Source organism: Acidobacteriota bacterium, from assembly GCA_009838525.1.
Taxonomy (GTDB): Bacteria; Acidobacteriota; Vicinamibacteria; order Vicinamibacterales; family UBA8438; genus VXRJ01.
In genome coordinates this window covers 11816-26404 of the sequence record VXRJ01000003.1, presented here as the reverse complement: position 1 = coordinate 26404, position 14589 = coordinate 11816, and the positions used below count along the sequence as shown (strand labels likewise).

The following is a 14589-nucleotide window of genomic DNA, read 5'->3' as shown; positions in this document are numbered from 1 at the left end:
CAGCATATGGCAGTCGGCGTGTCGTGCCGATAGACTGGGAGCGAATTCACGAGGCAAGAGGGAGAGAATGGCTGCACGTCCGACGTGGAAGGGCTATCTGAAGGTAAGCCTGGTGACCGTTCCGGTCCGAGTCTTTCCGGCGACCAATACGACCGGGCAGGTCCGCTTCAACCAGTTGTGCGGCGAGTGCCAGACTCGCATTCAGCAGAAGAAGTGGTGCTCGTCGTGCGACCGCGAGGTGGACAAGACCGAGATAGTCAAGGGTTTCGAGTTCGAGAAAAGCCGCTACGTCGTGATGGACGACGAGGACATAGCAAAGGCGCGGCCGGAATCGACCCGTATCATCAACCTGCTTCGGTTCGCCGACATCGAGACCATCGATCCGATGTACGTCGAGCGGCCCTTCTATCTGGCCCCCGACGGCAAGGTGGCGGCGAGCGCCTTCGCCGTGCTGCGCGAGGCGCTGGTTGGGAAGGCCGGAATCGGCAAGTTGGCCCTCCTGGGACGGGAGTACGTCGTGGCGGTGCAGCCGCGGGACAACGGACTGGTGATGTTCACGCTCCGTCAGGCCCGGGAGCTTCGACGGATGTCGGCGATCGAGGAGCTGGACGATCTGCCGGAGACCGTGAACGAGGACGAGGTGAAGCTGGCCCGGCAGGTGATCGGCACCTTTGCCGGCGAGCTCGACCTGTCGGAGTTCACCGACGACTACCAGGCGGAACTGCGCCGGATCATCGATGCGAAGATCGCTGGCGAAGAGGTGGTGGTCCAGGAGCTGGAGACGCCCGCCAAGGTGGTCAACCTGATGGACGCTCTACGCAAGAGCCTCGAGCAGGTGAGCGCCGGCAAGAAGAAGCCGGCCAAGGCGGCGGCGAAGTCCTCCGCGGCGAAGACGTCAGCCCGGCGGGGCGCCCGCGCGTCGTCGGGGAGTGGGCGCGCCGCTCCAGCCCGCAGGCGGAAGCGCGCGTAGTCACGCCGGCGGCTCTACTGTGCCGCCTTTTCCTGCAGGCAGGCGAAGAAGCGGTCCATCATCATCTTCGAAACGCCGCCCAGAAGGCGCTGGCCGACGCGCGCGATAGTTCCCCCGACCTGCGCCTTTCCGATGACGTCGACCCGCGTTGAGGCCCCGCCGTCAGATTCCGCGAGGGTGACGGTGGCTGACCCGTTTACGAAGCCGGGCGAGCCTCTTCCCTGAACCAGCAAGGTGTAGCCGGCCGGGGCGTTCTTTTCGCTCATCCGGACGGTCCCCTCGTACTGACCGGTGACCGAGGCGATTCCCATGGTGAGCTTCGCGCGGTAGGTATCTTCCGCGGTCTGCTCCATCGCCTCGCACCCGGGTAGGCACGAGGCGATTACCGAAGGGTCAACGAGAAGGTTCCAAACCCGCTGCCGCGGGGCGTCGAACGTGTAGCTGGCGGAAACTTCCAGCTACCGGCCTCCCTCATCGGTGCGTGCGCCGGTGAGCATCGTCTCCATCGAGTAGTTCCCCTCGTGGCAGGCATACTCGAAGAGCGGCAGGTCGTTCTTGACCATCGGGAGGTTCACCGTCCAGGGGCGGACCCAGGTCATCGGGTCGTTCACCGTGAACTCGTACTCCAGGGTCCCCTCGTCGATGCGGGTGAATCGCTCCACCAGCCGCATGGTCGAGCTGGTGCCGCGCCAGTTGCGTTTCTCGTCGAAGTTGGTCGTCTCGACCACCAGGGTGTCGCCGTCCCAGTAACCGCGCGATACGCCGGACCACTGGGCGAGCCGCTCGTCATGAATGGCCGGGCGTCCGTCTTCGATCGGGATGACGCGGACGGTGTGGACCATTTCGGTCAGGAGCACGACCTCGTTGGGAGTCTGGAAGATCTGCACGTTCTGGTTGTAGCCGCCCGGCGTGATCGGCGGGCCGGCGTTGAAGCCCATCATGCAGCGGTCCGCGTTGCTCAGCGCGGTGTACGACGCCGGGATGTAGGCGCCGAAGGAGCCGCGGCCCATGGCGTTGCGCGCCTGTCCCCGCTCGGTGGCGATGGGCAGGCGGCCGTTCGGCGGGTCGACGATGAGCGAGGTCCGCCGCGTGCCGACGTCGCGGGTGCCGCGATCCATCCAGAAGTTGTTGTAGCCGCCGACGCTCCCACCGGCTTCGGTGCGCCGGGCATCCGCTTCCCACAGCTCGACTTCGCGCTCCAATGCCCGCGCCTCGCGTTCGGCCGCCTCTTCCTCGGTCAGGAACGCCTTGTCGCCCAGGTCCGACGGACGCTGGAGCGGCGTAATGGTGCGGAAATCCCAGACCCCCTGCAGGTCGGGCGCGCCCCATGCGGTCTCGGGCGCTTCCTGCGCCAGAGACGCCGCCGGCAGCGCCAGCAGGCCAGCCAACGTGATGATCAACAGTGCCGAATACCTACGCGCCATTGCACTTCTCCCTCAACTGCCTGACTGCACGGACTGACGAAACCAAAACCGAACTCGCGGTCGGCGCCTACCGGGCTTCATCGGCGCGCGCGCCGGTGAGCATCGTCTCCATCGAGTAGTTCCCCTCGTGGCAGGCATACTCGAAGAGCGGCAGGTCGTTCTTGACCATCGGGAGGTTCACCGTCCAGGGGCGGACCCAGGTCATCGGGTCGTTCACCGTGAACTCGTACTCCAGGGTCCCCTCGTCGATGCGGGTGAATCGCTCCACCAGCCGCATGGTCGAGCTGGTGCCGCGCCAGTTGCGTTTCTCGTCGAAGTTGGTCGTCTCGACCACCAGGGTGTCGCCGTCCCAGTAACCGCGCGATACGCCGGACCACTGGGCGAGCCGCTCGTCATGAATGGCCGGGCGTCCGTCTTCGATCGGGATGACGCGGACGGTGTGGACCATTTCGGTCAGGAGCACGACCTCGTTGGGAGTCTGGAAGATCTGCACGTTCTGGTTGTAGCCGCCCGGCGTGATCGGCGGACCGGCGTTGAAGCCCATCATGCAGCGGTCCGCGTTGCTCAGCGCGGTGTAGGACGCCGGGATGTAGGCGCCGAAGGAACCGCGGCCCATGGCGTTGCGCGCCTGTCCGCGCTCGGTCGCGATTGGCAGGCGGCCGTTCGGCGGGTCGACGATGAGCGAGGTCCGCCGCGTTCCGACGTCACGTGTGCCGCGGTCCATCCAGAAGTTGTTGTAGGCTCCGATGCTCCCGCCCGCTTCGGTCCGCTGGGCGTCCCGTTCCAACAGATCGAGGTCGCGCTGAACCGCCCGCGCCTCGCGTTCCGCCGCCTCTTCCTCGGTCAGGAACGCCTTGTCGCCCAGGTCCGACGGACGCTGGAGCGGCGTAATGGTCCGGAAGTCCCAGACCCCCTGCAGGTCAGGCGCGCCCCATGCGGTCTCGGGAGCTTCCTGCGCGATCGCGAGGACGGGCAGCGCCAGCAGGCCAGCCAGCGCGATGGTAAAGAGCTTTGTTGCCGAGCGTTCACCTGTCATCTCATGACCTCCAGTGACACACAGTACGGAAGGATTCCCGTAGCATACCACGGCATGGCCTCGGACCCGCAGGCAGTCGACGCGCGTGTTGGCAGGAAACTCGCCGTTACCGGCGCCAACAGCGCCGTTGGTTGCGAGCTGCTGGCGCAGGTCGCCCTGGACGACACCCTCGGGGCCGCCGCGGCGGTGCGGCGCCCGGAGGCGGTCGACGTTCTGCCGCGGTCGCCCCGCATCACGCCGCACGTCATTCACTACGGTGATCCGGCCAGCCTGCAGACCGCGTTCGACGGCGCCGACTGCGTGGTGCATCTCGCCGGCATCCTGTTCGAAACCCCGACGTCGGACTACCGCCGGGGAAATGTCGAGTCGACGCGCGCGGTCGTCGCGGCGGCCCGGGCGACAGGCGTTCGGCACGTTGTCTTCATCAGCTCGGTAGGCGCTGATCCTGCATCCCCCAACGGGTACTTCCGGTCCAAGGGAGAGGCGGAACGCCTGGTGGCCGAGGCGGGCATCGGCGCCACCAACGTGCGGACGCCGCTGCTGCTCGGTCCCGGCACGGCGGGCGGCCGGGCGCTACTCCGCGACGCCTCGGGCGCGTCGACCCGGCTGCTGGGCGGCGGGACGCATCACTTGCGTCCGCTGGACGTTGATGACCTCTGCCGCGCGATCCTGAACTGCTGCCGGCGGCCCGAGGACGGCGCACGGACCTGCGAGCTGGTCGGACCGACCACCGTCACTTACCGTGATCTGGTGGAGCAGACGGCGCGGCGACTGGGACGCGAGGTTGCGATTGGATCGACGCCGGTCTGGCTGGCCAGGCTTGTCTCGCGCCTCGCCGGTCTGGTTCGCAGCGGTGGTCTCACGCCGGACGTGATCGACGTGATCACCTCCGATGAGGCGGTCGACCGGAATGCCGACGGGGAGCTGGGCGTGACGCTGACGCCGCTCGCGGGATCGATCGACCGCCTGTGCAAGGCTGCCGCGTCACGGGAGGGTTCCGCATGAGCACGCCGGCTGTCGAACCGGCTGACTCCGCCGCCCCGCCGCCCCCCGGGCGGCCCGGTGCGAGCCGCGCCGGCCGCGCCGCGTTCCTGGCGCTGAGCATCGCCTGCTTCGCGTACCTCTACGTGCGGCTGAACGGCGCCGCGGCACGCGAGGGGCTTTCCCTCGTCGACTACATGACGCGCGTCTTCAGCGGTGTCGACTGGATCTCATGGATCGTGTTGATGATGGCCTACTCGGGCTTCTACTTCCTTATCGACACGCTCGTCGTGACCCGCGCCCTCAACTGGTTCGTAACGTCCATCCGGTACCGCGATCTCCTGCCGGTACGGGCGAGCGCCTACATCATCTCCATCTTCAACGAGCAGATCGGCAAGGGCGCGATGGCCTACTACCTCCACCGGCGGCATCAGGTGCCGGGTTGGGAAGTGGGATCGGTGATGCTGTTCATCATGTTCTGCGAGGTCTTCTACCTGCTGTTCTGGGCAACGGTGGGGTACGGCGCGAGCGGCGGCGACTTGCCCGCGGCATTCGGCCTGATGCCGTGGCTGGCCGGCGCCGCGGTGCCGGTCCTCGCGGTCTGGCTTCTTTACTTCCGCGGCGCCATCCTGGCCGGCAACCCGTTGCGGAGCAAGCGGATCCTCCATGCGTTTCGGGTCGCGACGCTGCGGCACTATCTCCTGTTCCTCGCGCTCCGGTCACCGGCGCTGCTGGCCGCCGTACTCGTCTACACGACCGCGCTTCGGCTGTTCGGCGTGGATGCGTCGTTTCTGTCGCTGCTCGGCTACCTCCCGGTCGTCTTCTTTGCCGCCGCCGTACCTACGCCGATGCGGGCCGCCGCGATCACTTTCTGGGTCATTCTGTTCCCCGAGAACGAGGGCCAGATGGCCGCATTCGGCTTCGTGCAGCACAACTTCTTCATCCTTTTCAACGCCCTCATCGGCGCTGCGTTCTGGCCCCGCGCCCAGCGGGAACTGTTCGGCTAGCAGCCCGTGGTGAAACCCCCGCTACATTCGAGCGGCGATGCATCCCGGCTGAACGGCGTTGCTCCACGGACTGCGTCAGCCCGCGGTCGCCATATGGCCAATATGCTCCCTCGTCGCGCCTTGTCAGCCGGGTGCCTCGCCGCTCTCGGTGCTACGCGGGGTTTCACCACGGACTGCTAGGTGATCGCCCATCTCCTGACCGCGCTCCGCTTCGGCCTGACGCTTCCGTTAGCCGTCGCCTTCGCGCGTCCGACTTTTTTCCACGCCGGCCTGGCCGGACTCCTGCTCGCGGTAGCGCTTGCGAGCGATTACTTTGACGGCATGGTCGCCCGCCGGCAGGGCACCGCTTCACCTCGCGGACAGCTCTTCGACCATGCCGTCGACTGCTTCTTCGTCACGACCTGTCTGGGCGGGGCGGCGGTCGCCGGCCACGTCCCATGGCTGTTACCGGTCCTGATTGCGATCGCGTTCGCGCAGTACGTCGTCGACTCGTACTGGATTCAGCGTCAGGCGCGCCTCCGCATGAGCCGGATTGGCCGGTGGAACGGTATCGCCTACTTCGCCCCGCTGGTCATCATCGCCACGGCGCGCCTGGATCTCGTACCCGTCCTGACGTCACCACTGCTGTTCCTCGCCAGCGCCGTGGCGTGGCTACTGGTTGTGTCAACACTGGTCTCCATCGCCGATCGCGCCACCGCCGTTCGCCGGAGCCAGTAGAAGCAACGCGCCCGCCAGGGCAGGCGGTCAGGGTGAGACGTTCTCGTACCACTTGAGATTGGCAGTACGGCCGCCGATGCAGACGAGGTCCGTGTCGGCGTCGGCATCGAGATCGGCCACCACGCAGGCGGAGGGGGACATGTCGTCGTCGAGCGTCTGACGGGACCAGTTGGCGCCGCTCGGGTCCGTTGATGCGTAGAGGTACAGCATCTCGCTGTCGCCACGGTCACCGGTCACGATTTCGTCCCGACCGTCGTTGTCGAAGTCGGCGGTCACGATGGTGTGGCCGCTTCCGATCGTGTCGATTACCTGGCGTGTCCAGCCGCCGTTGTCCTCGCGATAGACGACGACCTGGGGGCCGTGCCACGGTTCGATGGTGGTGACAAACGCGCGCTCGCCAAGGCGGCCGGTATCGACGTCGCTGGCGCCGCTCTCCGGCCACGGCGCGGGATCGCCAGAAACGAGCAGTTCAGGAATCCATTCGCCGTCGATGTAGCGGTGCACCTGCACGCCACCAAAGCTCGCGCTGAAGACGGCGTCCCGTTCCGGGTCGTCCCACGGTTTCACCTGCAGGCCGTGGACGACGCCCTGGCCCGTCTCGGCCAGGGTGCGGCGCGTCCAGTCGTCCGGGCGGTACCAGTAGAGCGGCACGTCGTCGCGGTAGTCGGGTGCGGTCGCGGCGGGACCTGAGAGCGGAGCGCTGATCAGGACCGGCCGGCCGCTACCGTCGATGTCCGCCCAGCGCAGTCGATGGACGGTTGGCGTGCGGTCCAGTTCGCGGACGCGCCAGGGGCGCGTCGGGTCTCCTTGATGGGTCAGCAGCGACAGGATCCCGAGGCTGTTGGGGTGCGTGGTGCCGAAGGCGTGGGCGATTGCCAGTTCCGGTATGCCGTCGCCGTCCAGATCGCGGGCGGCCAGGTTGATGGATCGGTTCAGGCCGGTGGTGATGACATGCCGCTGCCAGTCGGGGTTTTCGAACCAGACCAGATCCGGGAGCCGGGTCGAGAGGCCAATCACGTCCAGCCGGCCGTCGGCGTTCAGGTCCACCACGATCGGCTGATAGCCGTTCGTCATTTCGGCGGCGATGGTGTGCGTGACGAACCGATGGACATCCACCTGCGCGTCCTGCGCCGCGAACGGCGCGGTTGCCGGCGCCACGAACGGCGCGGCCACGGCAATCGACAGCGCGAGCAGCGCGCCGGCTGGCGTTGCGACTCGAGCCAGTGCAGTCATGTTAGCCGTCAGGCGCGCGGGATCCACTCGCCGCCATGGATGGTGCCGGCCGGGAAGAGCCGTTGCGGTCCGGTGCGGATGTTCTCGTAATTGTCGACGAATTCGAATGTGCCGACGCGGAGCTCGAGCAGCGTCACGTCGGCGCGGGCGCCGACATGCAGGGTGCCCAGGTCGTTCAGGTGGGGGAAGACGCGCGACGCGTTGACGGTGGCGCAGGCGACTACCTGTTCGAGGGTCATTCCGAAGTTCAGGAACTTGGACATGACATTCGGCAGGTCGACCACGCCCGGCACGCTGCGGCTCGTGGTGTTGCCGTCGGTCGAGATGGTGTCGGGCCAGAAGCCGGCCGCCATGATCTGGTCGACGGTGTCCCATCGCACGTGGCCGGTCCGGCCGTTGGCGACATCGAACCAGATGCCGCGGCGTCGCGCTGCGAGCACGCTCGGGTCGATCCGGCCGTCGTCGTTGACGATGGCGTTCGGGGGCGGGGCCAGCATGTGCGTGACGATGTCGCCCGGCTTGAGCTGGTCCAGGATCGTCGACATTGGCGAGGCGGTCTGCCCCATGTGGATCATCACGGGCAGATCGAAGAATGACGCGACCTCCTGCGTCCGGCGCAGCACCTCCACGTCGTCGGCCGCGACACCTTCGGTCAGCCGTGCCTTGACCCCCACGACGACATCGCGGTTGCGGCCCACTGCCTCCTTCGCGACCTCGACATCGGCCAGCGCGAGGTCCATGGTGTCGCCGTCGCGCAGAATCCCGGCCCGGCCGATGTTGATCAGGATGCGGCCCTGCTGCGGCGACGAGCGCGCGAGGGCGGCCAGGTCGTCGAGCGAGTCGGCGCCCGCCGAACCGGCGTCCACCCACGCGGTGACCCCATCTTCGAGACAGATTCGCTGACCCTCGGCGTCCCTCGCGTAGTGCGTGTGGACGTCGAGCAGGCCCGGTACGACGAACCGTCCCCGGGCGTCGATTACCTGGGCGCCGTTGGTCCCGAGGCTCGGTTCAACCGCGGTGATGCGGCCGGCGGAAATCGCCACGTCACGGATCGCGTCGAGGTGCTGTGACGGATCGAGCACGCGTCCGCCCCTGACGACGAGATCCGGGCTCTGGGCGGCCACGTCCGCGGGTCGCGCTCCCACCGCCGCCGCCGCGGCGGCGGCGGTGCGGACGAACTGTCGTCGAGTGATCACCATGCCGTCCTCCTGGGACCTGCGCCGCCTGCGCCCGCAGGCGCGCTAGCCGCGCGAGACGACGCGGAATGTCCACCAGCCGTCGGGGCGCGGCGAGCCGAGCGGCGCCGGCGGGTTGGCCGGCTCCTCCAGGCTGTGCAGCTTGTCGAGCCGCGCTTCCCATGCCTGATCGAGCTCTGCCGCGTCGAGCACGCGGGTCAGGGTCACCGGGTAGACGGTGCCGTCGAGCCGCAGCCGCGCCCACCCGTCGTCCACCGCGTAGCCGGACCAGCGCTTGCCGTCGCAGTTCGAGCAGCTCAGATAGAGGTGGCCGTCGCGGTTGGCGAAGCAGTTCAGATTGATCGCGTGCGGTAGAAGCCCGGTACGAATCTGAATCTGGCAGAGCGTCACCTGGTTGGCGAAAGTCCAGTCGTCCACCGCGTCGTCATGCGCCGTGCCGAACAGCCAGCCGCCAGGCGTCCGTTCGCACGGACAGGTGGCCGACCAGCCCACGAACCCGGCGGCGAGCACGATCACGACGACGGCGACCGCGGTGAGCGCCGTACGCTGCGTCAACTTCGACATCGACTTCCCTCCTGTCTCACCGGGCTATCCCGCGTGGTCCACCACGGTCTCGCCCATGTCCGTTCCCAGGCCCGGCCGTACGAGGGCCTCGCGCGGACCGCGGTGGGCCCACGCCGGCGCCGGCGTCTGAATCACGGGCGACAGGCCTTCCGCGTGGTACGAACGGTCCGTCTGTTCCGCTGGCGGTACGCCGTACGTCGTTGTCCGCTGACGCGGGGTCCGGTCCGCCTCAATGATCAGCGCCTCCATCCGTTCCGGCGGCAGTTCCTGACCGAAACCGGCGCCGGCGGCGCGCGTGATGCTCTCGTTCATCAGGGTGCCTCCCAGGTCATTGACGCCGGCGTTCAGCAGGGCATGAACGCCGCGCGGTCCCATCTTGACCCAGGATGCCTGAATGTTGGTTATGACCGGATGGAGGGCCAGCCGCGCGACCGCGTGCATCAGCAGCGACTCCCGGAACGTTGGCCCGCGCCGGGCGCGTCCCTGGAGGTAGATCGGGGCCTCCATGTGGACGAAGGGGAGGGGCACGAACTCCGTGAAACCGCCGGTCCGCGTCTGGAGGTCCCGGACCGCGGCCAGATGCCTTGCCCAGTGATGCGGGTGGTCGATGTGCCCGTACATGATCGTCGCGGTGGTCCGGAAGCCGACCCGGTGCGCCGTCTCCATGACTTCGAGCCACTGCTCGGAATTGAGCTTGTCGGGACAGAGTTCCTGCCGGACTTCGTCGTGGAGCACTTCGGCGGCGGTGCCCGGTAGCGTGCCGAGCCCGGCGTCGCGCAACTGCTGGAGGAACGCCTTGAGCGGCAGGCCGAGGGTCGCCGCTCCCTGCCACACCTCAAGGGGCGAGAAGGCATGGACGTGGATTGCGGGGACGGCTTCCTTCACCGTTCGGCAGATCGCCAGGTACGTCGCGCCGGTGTAGTCGGGATGTATGCCTCCCTGCATGCATACTTCAGTGGCGCCGCGCTCCCACGCCTCGCGCGTGCGGCGGGCAATCTCGTCCAGGTCCAGGTCGTACGGCGCGCCGCGCAGGTTCTCGCTCAGTTTGCCCTTCGAGAAGGCGCAGAACCGGCAGCGGAAGTAGCAGACGTTCGTGTAGTTGATGTTGCGGTTGACGACGTAGGTGACCGTCTCGCCGTTCACTTCCCGCCGGAGGGTGTCGGCGGCCCGCACGACGGTCGTCAGATCGTCGCCGCGGGCCGTGAAGAGGTGCGTGATCTCCGTCTCGTCCAGCCGGTCGCCGCGCGCCGCCTTCGCGCAGATTGACGCGGTGGCCGACTCCGTGATCGGCGTCGCCGTGGCCGGCCGCTCACTCAGTTCATCGAGCAGCCCCGTGGGTAGCACGGCCTCCGGGTCGCCGGGCGCCCATCGGCTGTCGCGGGCGAATCCCTCCGCGTCGGATGCCTGCAGCACGGCCGTTCTCAGCGGTTCCGCCACCCAGGTGTCCAGCCTGCGCACGTAGGCCGGATAGACCGTCAGCCGCTCGGTGAGCACCTTTCCCTCGCGCGCGGTCTCGCACGCCAGGCGATCGAGATGCGGCCAGGGGGCCTCGGGATTGACGTGGTCCGGCGTCACGGGAGAGACGCCGCCCCAGTCGTTGATGCCGGCCCGGATCAGCTCGCGGAAGGTCTCCGGAGTCAGGTTGGGCGGCGCCTGAATCGCCATCTCGGGACCGAAGAGGATCCGTGCGCAGGCAATCGTCCACTGCAGGTCCTCAAGGGTTGGCTCGGACGCATCAACCATCCGCGTCCCCGGCTTCGCGCGGAAGTTCTGGACGATGATCTCCTGCAGGTGTCCGTGGGCGTCGTGCAGATCGCGCAGCGCCAGGAGCGAGTCCACGCGTTCCTGGCGGGTTTCGCCGATGCCGATCAGGATGCCGGACGTGAACGGGATGGCCAGTTCGCCGGCGAGGCGGATCGTCTCCAGCCGGGCGCCGGGGTCCTTGTCCGGCGATCCGTGGTGCGCCGCGCCGGGCTCGAGCAACCGCCGGGAGACGCTTTCGAGCATCAGCCCCTGGGACGGACAGACCTCGCGCAGCGCGAGCAACTCCGACCGCGTCATCACGCCGGGATTGGCGTGCGGCAGCAGGCCGGTCGCCTCGAAGACGGCACGTGCGGCCGCCACGAGGTACGCCACCGTCGTGGGGTAGCCGAGCGCCGCAAGTTCCGCGCGCGCCTGCGGGTAGCGCAGCTCCGGCTTGTCGCCCAGCGTGAAGAGGGCTTCCCGGCAACCGGCCGCGGCGCCGCTGCGGGCGATGTCGACCGCTTCGTCAAGCGTCAGATAGGCACGCTCGCCCGGGCGCGGCGGTTGTGCGAACGTGCAGTAGTGGCAGACGTCGCGGCAGAGCTTCGTAAGCGGGATGAAGACCTTGCGCGAATAGCTGACGGGGCGCCCGAAGCCGGCGTCACGCAGCGACGCGGCCCGCTGCATCAAGGCGCGAAGATCGGTCGTCCGCGCCAGATCGGCGGCGCTTTCCCGTGAGGGCCGGGCGTAGGCGCGGGCATCCATGGCGACTTGCAGACTGGCGGCGTCGAACACCGCACACGCTTATAGCATGCCGCGCGCCAGTCTGCGACTCCGACGCCGTCCTGCGCGGCGATTGCAACTACCAGCGGTCCGGTGACGGGCGTATACTGGGGCACTGATTGTCCTTGTGAACAACGCGTGCGACGGTACCCAAAGCGATACGGGAGGTGTGAGATGACTCGGCCAACTTTTGCCGCGCTGGCGGGTGTGTTCGCCTGCGTGCTGCTGCTGCCGGCGGCTGCGGCGGCGCAGGACGGTCCCCGGACCCCCTGGGGTGATCCCGATCTGCAGGGGACATACACGAACAAGACGATCACGCCGCTCGAGCGCCCCGATTCAGTCGGTGACAAGGTGTTCCTGACCGACGAGGAAGTCGCGGAACAGGAAGCGGCGCGCGTGCAGCGCAACCAGGACCTGCTGGTGGCGCCGCCGCGGCGGACCGTCGCCGGTGGAAACGTTGGCGGCTACAACAACTTCTGGCTGGACGGAGGGACACGGCCGACGAACCGGACGTCGCTAATCACCGATCCGCCCAACGGCAGGCTGCCGGCGCGCACGGCGGACGCAGCGGATCGCAAGGTGGCGCACGATGCCGCCTACCCGGTCGAGGGGCCGTTCGACAGTTGGGAGGACCTCGAGCTGAACGACCGCTGCCTGGTCTGGTCGGCGGGTCCGCCGATGTTCCCGAGCGCCTACAACAACAACTTCATCATCCTGCAGACGCCGACCCACGTCGTCATCTACGCGGAGATGATCCATGACACGCGGATCATTCCGCTCGACGGGCGCGACCATCTGCCGGAGAGCGTGCGCCAGTGGCACGGCGACGCGCGCGGCCGGTGGGAGGGTGACACGCTGGTGGTCGAGACCACGAACATCCGCCGGACCACGGCGAATGCCGGCGCGGTTGGGGGCGACCCGGTGCTCCTCCGGATGGCGAACGGCCGGGCGGATGACACGATTGCGGTGACGGAACGGTTCACCCGCGTCGATGCCGACACCGTGAACTACGAGTTCAGCGTCGAGGACCCGACGCACTGGACCGAGTCCTTCTCTGGCGAGTTCCCGTTCGTCACGTTCCCTTCCGACGAGCTGCCGTACCTGTTCGAGTACGCCTGCCACGAGGGGAACTACAGCATGACGAACATCCTGGCGGGCGAGCGCGCGAGGGACCAGGCGACCGATCAGCCGTAGCCGCTCGTCCATGAACTGGTGCGCCGGCCGCCGGGCCGGCCGTCTCCGTCGCCTCACGTCGGCTATTGCCGTCGCGGCGCTGAGTCTCGGTCTGGCTGCATGCGCGCCAGAGAGGCCTCTGGCCACGCTCGGCGAGATTGCCGCCGAAGCCGGCGAACCCGGAATCGTCAGCGCTGCCGGCACCTCACGCGACGGCCAGCCGATCCGGACGCTCGAGCATGGCGCGCCGTTCGATCCGGCACGCTCCGAACCGCGCATCGTGCTGGTGGGCGGACTCGACGGCAACGCTGACAGCGCCCGCATCGTGAGCAATGCTATCTACTGGTTCAAGCGCGAGGCGTCCGACGTTGCCCGCTCCGCATGGCTGGTGAGCGGGCTTCCCCTGGCGGCGCCCTCGAACGACGGTTCGCTGCGCTCGCCCGACGCGTTCCCGCCGGTCGATGGCTACTTCGATCACGCCGACCGACCCGGCACCCGCTATGTCTGGCGCTGGGTCAGCTATCAGGCTCCGGACCTGGTGGTGGAGGTGCGGGTCGGCGATGATCTGCAGGTCTATTCGAGCGCCGACGGCGATGACCTCCCGCCGGGATCGCTTGCCGCGGCGCTGGCCGATCCCGCAAGCCAGCCAGGCCTCGGCCCGGTCGACACGTTGCTCGTCACCGCTCGCGCTCCGGACGGACCGGAAGTCATGCGGGCGGTGCTCGCCCGCGCCGCAGCCAGCCGCTCGACACTGCGGACCAACATCCTCGACCGGATGGCGCGCGACCCGCTTGAGGTTGCGCGCCTGATGGCGCGGCGATATCCCGGCACGGCCAGCATCGGCTACATTCCGGCCCTCGCCTGGATTCACGCGCTGCGCGTAGCGGACATGGACGATGACGCATCGCTGCGTGAGAAGGTGATGACGGACATCCAGCCGTGGCTCTCGGGCGAGCAGGTCCTGTTCGGTGACCGTGTGTCGTACGCCGCCATCGCCGGCACGATGATCTTCTCGGAGATCGCCCGGCAGTCGGACGACGATGTCCTGCGAGAGTCGGCCGAACGTCTTGCGGCGGAAGGCGTGGCGCTCGCGGCGGCCGAAACGTCGCCGGGCGTGGGGGAGCATGCTTCCGGCTGGAGCGACGACTTCTACCTCGGCACCATCGCCTCGGTGCGCGCCGGCGACCCGGACGGGATGGCCGCCGCCGTCCGCCTCGTCCTGGCGACCGCCGCCCGCCTGCAGCAGCCGAACGGCCTGTTCCACCATGACGCCGACGCGCCGGTCGCCTGGGGACGCGGCAACGGCTTCGGCGCGCTGGGCCTTTCGGAACTCCTGACGGTTCTGCCGGACGACCATCCGGATCGCGCGGACATCCTCGATGTCCACCGCCGGCACCTGGAGGGGATGCGTGCCCAGCAGGCCCCGGACGGCATGTGGCGACAGATAGTCGACGTGCCCGGGAGCTACCGAGAGACCAGCGTCACCGCGATGACGCTGACGGCCATGGCGCGCGGCATGCGGCTTGGCTGGCTCGACGATTCCTATCTCCCGGTCGTCGATCGCGCCTGGCGCGCCCTGCTGGCGCATGTCGCGGATGATGGCACGCTGGTCGACGTCTGTTTCAGCACCGGCGCGGGACCGACAGAGCGGTACTATCTGGATCGGCCCGCCGTCAACGGCGCCGACGACCGTGGGGGTGCGATGGTTCTTGGCGCCGCCCTCGAGTATTACGACCTGACCCGGAACCCGTAGTGGTTCACG

At 68.1% G+C, this 14589-nt stretch carries 13 protein-coding genes; 6 read left to right on the top strand and 7 right to left on the bottom strand.

What is annotated here, in order from left to right; genetic code table 11:
* The first annotated feature begins 67 nt into the window (after positions 1-67).
* Complete coding sequence (locus tag F4Y45_00515; protein ID MXY22995.1) at positions 68-970, top strand: Ku protein; 903 nt, start codon at positions 68-70, stop codon at positions 968-970.
* Between the two features lie 14 nt (positions 971-984).
* Here F4Y45_00515 and F4Y45_00510 read toward each other — a convergent pair whose 3' ends face one another.
* The 3 genes from F4Y45_00510 to F4Y45_00500 form a co-directional block, all read right to left on the bottom strand.
* Positions 985-1428, bottom strand: a complete 444-nt coding sequence (locus F4Y45_00510) for a carbon monoxide dehydrogenase subunit G (GenBank protein MXY22994.1) — start codon at positions 1426-1428, stop codon at positions 985-987.
* A complete protein-coding gene (locus F4Y45_00505) occupies positions 1429-2394 on the bottom strand; it encodes a hypothetical protein (protein MXY22993.1) in 966 nt (321 codons plus the stop codon).
* A 67-nt stretch (positions 2395-2461) separates the two neighbouring features.
* A complete protein-coding gene (locus F4Y45_00500; protein MXY22992.1) occupies positions 2462-3430 on the bottom strand; it encodes a hypothetical protein in 969 nt (322 codons plus the stop codon).
* Between the two features lie 3 nt (positions 3431-3433).
* Between F4Y45_00500 and F4Y45_00495 the strand changes: the two genes are divergently transcribed.
* The 3 genes from F4Y45_00495 to F4Y45_00485 all read left to right on the top strand — a co-directional run bounded on the left by F4Y45_00495 (position 3434) and on the right by F4Y45_00485 (position 6135).
* On the top strand, positions 3434-4435 hold the full coding sequence (locus tag F4Y45_00495) for an NAD(P)H-binding protein (protein MXY22991.1): 1002 nt from the start codon (positions 3434-3436) through the stop codon (positions 4433-4435).
* Positions 4432-5418 (top strand): hypothetical protein, encoded by a 987-nt coding sequence (locus F4Y45_00490; protein MXY22990.1) that lies wholly within the window; start codon positions 4432-4434, stop codon positions 5416-5418. The genes F4Y45_00495 and F4Y45_00490 overlap by 4 nt, the downstream gene beginning before the upstream one ends.
* A gap of 180 nt (positions 5419-5598) precedes the next feature.
* Positions 5599-6135, top strand: coding sequence for a CDP-alcohol phosphatidyltransferase family protein (locus F4Y45_00485; GenBank protein MXY22989.1), 537 nt, complete (start codon positions 5599-5601; stop codon positions 6133-6135).
* Positions 6136-6162: 27 nt separating this feature from the next.
* On the opposite strand, the gene F4Y45_00480 is transcribed toward F4Y45_00485, so the two are convergent.
* From F4Y45_00480 to cofH, 4 genes are read right to left on the bottom strand one after another with little or no spacing between them, the layout of a single operon-like run.
* Complete coding sequence (locus tag F4Y45_00480) at positions 6163-7368, bottom strand: VCBS repeat-containing protein (protein MXY22988.1); 1206 nt, start codon at positions 7366-7368, stop codon at positions 6163-6165.
* Between the two features lie 8 nt (positions 7369-7376).
* Positions 7377-8567 (bottom strand): amidohydrolase/deacetylase family metallohydrolase, encoded by a 1191-nt coding sequence (locus tag F4Y45_00475; protein MXY22987.1) that lies wholly within the window; start codon positions 8565-8567, stop codon positions 7377-7379.
* A gap of 42 nt (positions 8568-8609) precedes the next feature.
* On the bottom strand, positions 8610-9128 hold the full coding sequence (locus F4Y45_00470; protein ID MXY22986.1) for a hypothetical protein: 519 nt from the start codon (positions 9126-9128) through the stop codon (positions 8610-8612).
* 24 nt (positions 9129-9152) lie between these two features.
* Entirely contained in the window at positions 9153-11636 is a 2484-nt protein-coding gene (gene cofH / locus F4Y45_00465; protein ID MXY22985.1) for a 7,8-didemethyl-8-hydroxy-5-deazariboflavin synthase subunit CofH, read from the bottom strand.
* 192 nt (positions 11637-11828) lie between these two features.
* Between cofH and F4Y45_00460 the strand changes: the two genes are divergently transcribed.
* Together F4Y45_00460 and F4Y45_00455 are read left to right on the top strand one after the other, a co-directional pair.
* A complete protein-coding gene (locus tag F4Y45_00460) occupies positions 11829-12848 on the top strand; it encodes a hypothetical protein (protein MXY22984.1) in 1020 nt (339 codons plus the stop codon).
* Positions 12849-12858: 10 nt separating this feature from the next.
* Positions 12859-14580, top strand: a complete 1722-nt coding sequence (locus F4Y45_00455) for a hypothetical protein (protein ID MXY22983.1) — start codon at positions 12859-12861, stop codon at positions 14578-14580.
* The last annotated feature ends 9 nt before the right edge of the window (positions 14581-14589 follow it).

Excerpts from the sequence above, each read along its gene's own strand:
- F4Y45_00515 (MXY22995.1), top strand. The coding sequence starts at position 68 with ATGGCTGCACGTCCGACGTGGAAGGGCTATCTGAAGGTAAGCCTGGTG.
- F4Y45_00505 (MXY22993.1), bottom strand. The coding sequence starts at position 2,394 with ATGGCGCGTAGGTATTCGGCACTGTTGATCATCACGTTGGCTGGCCTG.
- F4Y45_00500 (MXY22992.1), bottom strand. The coding sequence starts at position 3,430 with ATGACAGGTGAACGCTCGGCAACAAAGCTCTTTACCATCGCGCTGGCT.
- F4Y45_00495 (MXY22991.1), top strand. The coding sequence starts at position 3,434 with ATGACCTCCAGTGACACACAGTACGGAAGGATTCCCGTAGCATACCAC.
- F4Y45_00490 (MXY22990.1), top strand. The coding sequence starts at position 4,432 with ATGAGCACGCCGGCTGTCGAACCGGCTGACTCCGCCGCCCCGCCGCCC.
- F4Y45_00480 (MXY22988.1), bottom strand. The coding sequence starts at position 7,368 with ATGACTGCACTGGCTCGAGTCGCAACGCCAGCCGGCGCGCTGCTCGCG.
- F4Y45_00475 (MXY22987.1), bottom strand. The coding sequence starts at position 8,567 with ATGGTGATCACTCGACGACAGTTCGTCCGCACCGCCGCCGCCGCGGCG.
- F4Y45_00470 (MXY22986.1), bottom strand. The coding sequence starts at position 9,128 with ATGTCGAAGTTGACGCAGCGTACGGCGCTCACCGCGGTCGCCGTCGTC.
- cofH (MXY22985.1), bottom strand. The coding sequence starts at position 11,636 with ATGGATGCCCGCGCCTACGCCCGGCCCTCACGGGAAAGCGCCGCCGAT.
- F4Y45_00460 (MXY22984.1), top strand. The coding sequence starts at position 11,829 with ATGACTCGGCCAACTTTTGCCGCGCTGGCGGGTGTGTTCGCCTGCGTG.
- F4Y45_00455 (MXY22983.1), top strand. The coding sequence starts at position 12,859 with ATGAACTGGTGCGCCGGCCGCCGGGCCGGCCGTCTCCGTCGCCTCACG.